This is a genomic window from Frankia sp. AiPs1, from assembly GCF_023716945.1.
In the GTDB taxonomy this organism is placed as follows: domain Bacteria; phylum Actinomycetota; class Actinomycetes; order Frankiales; family Frankiaceae; genus Frankia.
Genome location: NZ_JAMQQF010000022.1, coordinates 24,148 through 32,732, shown reverse-complemented (window position 1 = coordinate 32,732; position 8,585 = coordinate 24,148). Strand labels below are relative to the sequence as shown.

Annotated in this window: 6 protein-coding genes; 2 read left to right on the top strand and 4 right to left on the bottom strand. The window is 73.2% G+C overall.

The features are described 5' to 3' along the window. Positions 1-366: 366 nt before the first annotated feature. The gene (locus ND748_RS04870) at positions 367-726 is read left to right on the top strand and encodes a hypothetical protein (RefSeq protein ID WP_251744352.1); all 360 of its coding nucleotides are present in this window, start codon (positions 367-369) and stop codon (positions 724-726) included. A gap of 142 nt (positions 727-868) precedes the next feature. Continuing rightward, positions 869-2,203, top strand: a complete 1,335-nt coding sequence (gene nhaA, locus ND748_RS04865) for a Na+/H+ antiporter NhaA (RefSeq protein ID WP_251744357.1) — start codon at positions 869-871, stop codon at positions 2,201-2,203. On the opposite strand, the gene ND748_RS04860 is transcribed toward nhaA, so the two are convergent. The 4 genes from ND748_RS04860 to ND748_RS04845 all read right to left on the bottom strand — a co-directional run bounded on the left by ND748_RS04860 (position 2,200) and on the right by ND748_RS04845 (position 8,404). Further along, a complete protein-coding gene (locus ND748_RS04860; RefSeq protein ID WP_251744350.1) occupies positions 2,200-3,153 on the bottom strand; it encodes an acyl-CoA thioesterase II in 954 nt (317 codons plus the stop codon). The genes nhaA and ND748_RS04860 overlap by 4 nt on opposite strands. A gap of 162 nt (positions 3,154-3,315) precedes the next feature. Beyond that, positions 3,316-4,815 (bottom strand): class I adenylate-forming enzyme family protein, encoded by a 1,500-nt coding sequence (locus ND748_RS04855; protein ID WP_251744348.1) that lies wholly within the window; start codon positions 4,813-4,815, stop codon positions 3,316-3,318. Positions 4,816-4,827: 12 nt separating this feature from the next. After that, positions 4,828-5,142, bottom strand: a complete 315-nt coding sequence (locus ND748_RS04850) for a hypothetical protein (protein WP_251744346.1) — start codon at positions 5,140-5,142, stop codon at positions 4,828-4,830. A gap of 781 nt (positions 5,143-5,923) precedes the next feature. Next, the gene (locus ND748_RS04845) at positions 5,924-8,404 is read right to left on the bottom strand and encodes an EAL domain-containing protein (RefSeq protein ID WP_251744344.1); all 2,481 of its coding nucleotides are present in this window, start codon (positions 8,402-8,404) and stop codon (positions 5,924-5,926) included. Between the last annotated feature and the right edge of the window lie 181 nt (positions 8,405-8,585).

Sequence of the window (8,585 nt, the reverse complement as noted above, 5' to 3'; positions counted from 1 at the left end):
CGCGAACTGGGACCCCGCCAGCCCGCGGCCCGCCGCGGCCCTCCAGCTCACTTCCGAGGTAGGCCCGCGCCGGGACCGCCGGACCTTCGCGGGGCCCGTCGCGTGGCGATCGTGCTGCCGGCGTCGTCGCGTGGCGATAGTGCTGCCGGCGCCGTGGCTGCCGGGTGTCTGTGCGGCCTGTGCCGCGAATGCCTGGGTTTCGCCCTGCCTGGGCCGCGCCGCGGGTGGTCCGCATTTCCGATTTGGGATGTCTGCCCGCCGGATGCGGCTCCGCTGTCGTGCGATGGCGGCAGATGGCCGGCCTCGGAGTTCGGGCTTTTCGGAGACTGCCCGTCGTAAGACGATCATCGACCGAAGGGATGAACCGTGGATTCCGAGTTCGAATGGGATCGCATACTTCTCGCCGTCGCGCTGTTGGCCGGGATGTTCCTCCTGCCCGCCCTGGTGATCTGGTGTGACCAGGTCCGGGATCGACACCGCTTCGGGGCGCAGGCGCTGTCCCGCCCCGTTCGGTATGGACCCGACGGCCAGAGCTACCGGGAGGGGACAGCGCCCGCGGCCGCTTCCGAGTGGGCCGCACAGGGCGGGGCCGCTCCCGAGCGGTCCGCGCGGGATGGAGACCGCGCGGGCTGGGGCGCACGGCGGCGGGGCGAGGCTCTTGCCTCCGACGAGGCGGTGGGTGAAGCGCCCGCGCCGTCGGCGCTGTCGGGAGGACGTCGCCGGTGACCGGCGGTGGCTAGCCGCGTCGGGCGGCACGCCGTCGGGCGGCACGCGGCCGGTTGAGCGGCAGCGGACGGCTAGACTTGATCGTGGTGTGCCGGGAAGTCTGGTCGGCGGTGATCCAACCGACCCCGGACGCTGGGAGACCGTGCTGAACCCGCCGCCGCGCCGCGCCCCTCGCCTGTTCGCCCGCGGCTCCTGGGCGGAGACCCGGCGGATCACGGCGATCCTGCGCGACGAGACGATCGGCGGGGCGCTGCTGCTCGCCGCCACCGTCCTGGCCCTCGGCTGGGCGAATTCACCCTGGTCGGCCTCCTACGACGCGCTGCTGGCCACCGACTTCGGCCCGGCGGCGCTGCACCTGGACCTCTCGGTTCGCGAGTGGGCGGCCGACGGGCTGCTGGCCGTCTTCTTCTTCGTCGCCGGTCTTGAGCTCAAGCGCGAGTTCGTCGCCGGGGACCTGCGCGAGCCCAGCCGCGCGGCGGTGCCGGTGGCCGCCGCCGTGGGCGGCGTGGTCGTCCCGGCCGTGCTGTACTCGCTGCTGAACCTGCACAGCGGGGCGTTGCGGGGATGGGCGATCCCGACCGCCACCGACATCGCCTTCGCCCTGTCGGTGCTCGCGGTCGTGGGCAGGAACCTGCCCACGGCGCTGCGTACCTTCCTGCTGACCCTCGCCGTGGTCGACGACCTGCTCGCCATCGCGATCATCGCCGTCGCCTACACGGATGAGCTGTCCGCGGTGCCGCTGGCCGTCGCCGTCGTTCCCTTGGCGATGTTCACTCTGCTGGTGCAGCGCCGAGTGCGGGCGTGGTGGCTGCTGCTGCCGCTCGCGGTGCTCACCTGGGCGCTCGTCCACGCCTCCGGGGTGCATGCCACGGTCGCCGGGGTGCTGCTCGGCTTCGCTGTGCCGGTGGCGCGCAGCGAGAGGGGCGGGGGACCGCAGGCGGGCCCGGGGCTGGCGGAACACTTCGAGCACCGGTGGCGGCCGGTGTCGGCGGGCGTCGCCGTGCCGGTCTTCGCCTTCTGCTCGGCGGGGGTGACCGTCGGCGGCCTCGGGGGCCTCACCGACGCGCTGGCCGACCGGGCCGCCCTCGGCGTCGTCGTCGGCCTGGTCGCCGGCAAGGCGATCGGGATCTTCGCGACGACCTGGCTCGTCGCCCGTTTCACCGGGGCGAGCCTCGACGGGGGTCTGGCCTGGGTCGACGTGGCGGGGCTCGCGCTGCTCGGGGGGATCGGGTTCACGGTGTCGCTGCTCATCGGGGAGCTGGCGTTCGGACCCGGCAGCGTCCGTGACGATCATGCGAAGGTGGGTGTGCTGACCGCTTCGGTTCTCGCCGCGCTGCTGGCCTCGGTGGTGCTGCGGCTGCGCAATCGCGCCTACGCGCGGATCCACCAGCTCGAGACGGCCGCCGCCGACCACGACACCGACCACGCCGCCGACGAAGACGGCGGCCCGGACGGCTACCGCCCGGGGCGGCCCTAGCGCGTCGGTGGGCGCTGTTCGCCGACGGCGCCGGCCGGCGGGCGGATGAAACCCTGCTGGGCGGTCGTCGCGACCAGGGTGCCGTCCCGCCGGAAGATCTTGCCGGTCGAGTACCCGCGGCCGGCGGAGGCGGTCGGGGAGTGCTGGTCGTGCAGGAGCCACTCGTCGGCCCGGAACGGGCGGTGGAACCAGATCGCGTGGTCGAGGCTGGCGAAGGACACTCCGGGGCTCGCCGATGCGATGCCGTGCGGCCGAAGGGAGGTGGCCAGCAGGTACAGATCGGACGCGTAGGTGAGCGCCTGCAGGTGGACGCGGGGATCGTCCCCCAGCGCGGTCCTGACCCGGAACCAGACCTGCTGGCTGGGGGGATACGCCCGCGGGGCGAGCGGGGACACGACGCTGACCGGCCGGAAGTCCAGCACCGCGAAGTGCGGCGGCAGCGGGCCGTCGAACCCCCAGGAGGCGAGATGGCTGGGCAGGTCGGCGACCGACTCGGGATCGGGCACGTCCAGCGGAGCCGGGTCGGCGTGGTCCAGCCCCTCGCGGGGGGTGGTGAACGACGCCATCACCTCGAACAGCCGGCGGTCGTGCTGGCGGGCGACCACGCGGCGCACCGCCGACGAGCGGCCGTCGCGCAGGCGCTCGACGTGGTAGCTCACCGGGATGTCCGGCTCGCCGGACTGCAGGAAGTAGCCGTGCAGCGAGTGCGCGGGGAAGTCCGCGGTCTGCTGGGCCGCCGCGAGGGCCTGGCCGGCGAGCTGCCCGCCGAAGATGCCGGTGCGGGCGCGCGCACCCCGGGCGCCGACGAACACGTCCGGCTCGGACTCCCGGACCCCGAGGACGTCCTGCAACGGCAGGGCGAGATCCGTGGCCGCGCCGGCCGCGCCGGCCGGGGTGGCGCTGAGCGCCGGCTCCCCGACGGGACCGGGGCCGGTGGGAACGACAGTCATGGTCAGCTCATCCTCGCCTCGTCCGCACCGGCACGCGTCCCCGCACGGCGGTGCGGTCCGCGGCGGGCCCGATTCCGGCGGGCAGGCGCGCCGCGGGCGCCGCACGCCGCCTCCCGCGCCCGCCGGTCGCAGCCGGCCGGCGGGCGCGCGATGCGGAACCGATCAGGTGAAGGCCTCGGACAGTTCGGTCCGAAGCACCCGGCGCAGCAGCTTGCCGCTCTCGTTGAACGGCAGCTCCTCGCGGAACTGGATGTGGTCGGGGGTACGGCTGGAGCGCAGCTGGGTGCGGACGTGCGCCTTGAGGTCCTCCTCCGTCACCCCGCCGGAGGTGACGACGGCGGCGACGACCTGCTCGCCCCACTCCTTGTTCGGGATCCCGACGACCGCGGCCTCGAGCACGCCCGGGTGCTCCAGCAGCACCGCCTCGATCTCGCCCGGCGACAGGTTCTCGCCGCCGCGCACGATCACGTCGTCGAGCCGGCCGTGGACGAACAGGTAACCGCCCTCGTCGAGGTGGCCCTCGTCGCGGGTCGGGAACCAGCCGTCGGAGTCCAGCGTCGTGCCCCGGCCGAGGTACTCGCCGGAAACCTGGCCGCCGCGCACGCAGATCTCCCCGCGCTCGCCCACCGGCACCTCGATGCCGGCCGCGTCGCGGATCGACACCTCGAGCGTCGGCAGCGGCTTGCCGACGGAGGCGAGCCGGGCGCGGACCGTCGGGTCGTCGTTGGCGAACGCCGCCTGATGGTCGTCGGGCCCCAGCACCGCGATGGTGCTGGAGGTCTCGGTGAGCCCGTAGGCGTTGACGAAGCCGACGTTCGGCAGCAGGCCGACCGCGCGCTCGATGACCGGCAGGGGCATCGGGCCGCCGCCGTAGGACAGCGAGCGCAGCGACGGCAGACCCAGGCCGTCGGCCTCCACGATGTCCAGGATGCGGCCGAGCATCGTCGGGACGACCATCGCGTGGGTGATCGACTCCACCCGGACGGTGGTGACCCAGGCGGTCGGGTCGAACGCCTCGAGCTGGACCACCCGGCGTCCGGAGTAGGTCGACGACAACACCGCCGAGATGCCCGCGATGTGGTACGGCGGCACGCTGACGATCGCGGCCTCATCCTCCGCGGAGCCGGCGAACTCGACCGTGGAGATGATGTACTCGGTCAGGTTGCTGTGCCGCAGCACGGCGGCCTTCGGCTCGCCGGTGGTGCCGCTGGTGAACAGCAGGACGGCGATCTCGTCGGCGTCGCCGCCCCAGCCGTCCTTCTCCTTGCCCTCGGGGTCCTCGGCGAGCGCCAGGGCCTCGGCTCGGCTGAGGAACTCGACGCCGTCAACCGGCCCGACCCGCTCGACGACACCCTCACCCACGATGATCGTCGCCGGGGCGGTGCGGGCGACGATGGCGCGCAACTGCGGATCCGCCAGGCGGTAGTTGATCGGCACGAACGGCTTGCCGGCGATCGCCGAGCCGAACAGGGTCAGGGGAACCGCGGGGGAGTTCAGGTCGATCAGCCCGACCCGCTCGCCCGGCCGCGCCTCGAGCGCGGCGCCCAGGCGCCGGGCCCGGCTGGCCAGCTCGGCGAAGGTCAGACCGGAGGCCAACGGGCCGAGTGCGACCCGGTCGGCCATGCCGTCCGCGGCCATTTCGAGAAGCATCCCGAGGTGCATCGTGGCTACCCGTCAGTCAGAGGAGGGCAGGGGCTTGGCGTCCTTCTGGGCGAGGATGACCTCCCCGATGGACAGGGAACCGGTGCCGCCCTTGGTGCACAGCAGCTCGAGGCCGGAGTCGGTGTCGGCGAACCGCTTGCCCAGCGGCGTGCCGGCGGAGAACGCGGGGTCCAGGGTGAGCCCGGTGGGGGCCTCGGTGCCGATCGCCACGACCGGATGGCCGCCGCACCGCAGATCGATCGGACCCTTCGCGGGTTTCACCACGATGAACTCCGTCTGGTCGACGGTGGACCGGTAGCGGGTACCGGGCTTGGTGACAAGGCTCACTTTTCGACCTCCTCGCTCGCGCGTGTTCCTCTCGCGGAGCGGAGGGAGCCACGCCTTTCCTGATTTCTACTGCCCGGGGGGATCAGGCGCCACCGCCCCGGGTGGGAGCGACATAGCCACCCGTATGTGGATCGAGGGTCAGCGCCGGCGGCAGCGGCGGAATCTCACCCGCAGTCGTCGGCCCCTGGCTCGTGGCCGCCGGACGAACGCGCCATGCCGGCGGCTGGAACCGCCGCCGGGGCGGCTGCCCGCGCGCGACGACGCCTCACCTAAGCATACGAGGCTACCTCGATTTCTAACAACGATGTCACGTGACGCCGGGTGTGGGCAGGCCCCGTTTGCGGGTGTATGTCCGCGACGTGATCCCGGTCGTGCCGGAACCCGCCGTACATCTCATGTGCGAAGTTAGATGTTTCATCGCTCATTGAACCTCAGATTCGGACTCGGGGCAGCCGATGCGCCGGTGCCCGGCCGCAGCGGCCGTCACCTGCTGCCCAGTCCGCTTCTGACCGCTGGTGAAGGGGCCGCAGGGCGGCTGCGGTGCGCGGACGCACCCGCCGGACGCCGGCCCGGCGCCGCCGGTGATCCGGCGGACCCGTCGGTCGCGATGTGCTCGGCGCTCGCCGCGGCGGCGGTCGCCGCGGGCGACCACGTGACGCTGGGCGCTTTGCGGTGGCTCCAGGCGGCTCGTGATCGAGGTGGGTCTGACGACGTCGTCACTCATGCGCGCGGGTACTGGTCGCCTGCCGGCACACCCGAAGTCGGTCGCCGCACCCGGCTGTCACCCTCCGCGCGACGGGGGCACGGGGTGACGGTCGGTGCCCGGCTCGTCCCCGTGTCCGGCCAGTCGCGGCAGCCGCGCCGTGCTCGGACCGATCACCGGCCCGAGGAAGAGGTCGCAGCGCAGCGCCCGCAGCGTGTCCAACTGTGAGGCCGTCCCGACGTCGCCGGCCATCGCCCGGATGCCGAGCTCATGGGCGAAGTGCAGGAGCGCACCCGAGGCGGCGTGGCGCACCGGGCTGCGGTCGACGCCGTCGACGAACGCCCCGTTGAGCCGGATGTAGCGGAAGGGCACCCGGTTCATGGCGGCGGCCATCGTCCGCGCCGACCCGTAGTCGTCGACGCAGAGGTCGACTCCCAGCCGGCGCACCTCACCGAAGGCGGCCGACAGGGCCGTCTCGTCGTCGGCGACCTCCCGCTCGGTCACCTGTAGACACAGCCGGTAGCGGAGGTCCGCGCCGGTGGCGGCCAGCAGCACATCCAGCTCGGGAACGAACCGGGCTTCGACGAGGCAGCGGCTGGAGATGGCCACGGTCAGCAGCGGTGGCGGCGTGCCGTCGGCGCGCTCGTCCGCCCACTCGACGGCGGCCCGGCAGGCCCGCCCCACGGCCCAGCGGTCGATCGGCACCCGCAGGGCGACGTGCGCCGGATCGGGCAGGAACTGCGCGGGGGGCAGCAGCCCCCTACGCGGATGTCGCCAGTACGGCAGCGCCTCCGCGCCGGCCACCTCCCGGTCGATGTCCTGGATCGGCTGGTAACGCATGACCAGCTCGTCGGCGGACACGGCCCGGCGCAGCTCGTCGCTCTCGGTGATCTGGGCCATCAGCCGGGTGCGCATCACCTCGTCGAACGCCAGCCGCCGCCCCGGGCCGCGGCGCTTCGCGGCGTACATCGCGATGTCGGCGGCGTTGAGCAGATCCTCGCCGTCGGCGGTGTCCGGCTCGGACAGGGCGATGCCGACGCTGGCCGACAGCAGGACCGTGCGTTCGCGCAGCACGCAGGGCGTGTCCAGGGTGGCGAGCACCCGGTCGGCGATCGCCTCGATGTCGGCGGGGGAGTCGACGTCCTCGCAGATCACGGCGAACTCGTCGCCGGAGAGCCGCCCGACGACATCGGCGGGCCGCACGGCGTGCTCGAGCCGGTCCGCCGTCAGCCGCAGCAGATGGTCGCCGGCCTGGTGACCCAGGGTGTCGTTGACCGTCTTGAAGCCGTCGAGGTCGATGAACAGCACGCCGATGCGGGTCCCGTCCCCCCGTGCCCGCCGCAGCGCCCGGTCCAGCCGGTCGAGCAGCGCCGTCCGGTTGGGTAGCCCGGTGAGCCCGTCGTGCAGGGACTGACGGCGGATCTCGTCCTCCATCCGGAAGCGCACGGCCGCCGCTCCCAGCACGGCGCCGACCGTGTGGACGAACTGCACGTCCTGCTCGCTGAACGCCGGCGCGGGGGGGAGGCGGCTCACCTCGATGACCGCCGACGGCCGGTCACCTCGGCCGGTCGCCACGACGAGCTCGTGAGTGCCCGAGTCGTGGGGTGACTCGGTGCCCTGGGGTGACTCGGGGTCGTGGGGGCACTCGGGGTCGTGGGGGGATTCGGGGTCGTGGGAGACGTCGGCGAGGGTGCGGGTGCGCCGGCCGGTGTCGTCGAGTTCGTGGATCCGGACGGTTCCGGCCGCGAGATGTTCGGCGAGAGTCCGGGCGGCCCGGGTCCACATCGAGGCGGCGTCGAGGCTCTCCAGCGCCTGCTGGCCCAGGTCGGCCACCATGGCCTGCTCGACCGAGCGGGTCCGCAGGGTGGCCAGCGCCTGCTGGTGCTCGGTAACGTCGGTGGCCACGCAGGTCAGGTAGCTCACCTCGCCCTCGGGCCCCTCGATCGGCATCAGGTGCAGATCGAAGCAGCGGCCGAACGCCTCGATGACGTGGTGCAGGGGACGCCCGGCGAGCGCGGCCGCCAGCAGGCCGAGGGCGTCGGGCAGATCCTCGAAGAGCGTGAACACCGAAACGTCGGGATGCTCGGACAGCCGCGACAGCGTCGCATCCATGAGGCCCTCGCTGGCCAGCACGAACCCGGCCCGGTCCACCAGGAACATCGACACCGGTGTGTTGTCCAGGATGAGGCGCAGGCGGTCGTTCGCGGTGATCTCGTCGGAGACGTCCTGGAGCTGACTGACGATCTCCGGTCCCGTCGGTCCGGGCACCGTCGCCGAGGTGACCAGGACGTGCACGGTGCTGTGGTCCGGGCGCCACAGGCGGACCAGCCGCTGGGACGACGGGTCGTGCTGGCCGGGCCGGCGGGTTTCCTCGTGCCACAGCGCCCGCTCCTCGGGCACGGTGACGTCCTGCCAGTAGGTGCCGACCAGCTCGTCCTCGGACCGGCCGAGCAGGTCGCAGGCCGCCGCGTTGGCCCGGCGCAGGCGGCCGCTGCGAAGATCGGTCGCCGTCACGGCGAGGTTCAGGAGCTCGAAGAGGTCCGCACGCTCCTGTACCAAGACTCCTCACCCACCCCGTGCGGCCCGACCCACCCCATGCGGCCCGGCCTTGTCCATACCCGGGCGGTCGCGCCCTCATGCGATGCCGGCACCAGCGAATGGTGACGCAAAGTAGTTGTTGGTCCCGGGGTGGGTGGGAGGCAAGCGGCGTGGGTGGGAGGCAGTCGGGGTGGGTGGGAGG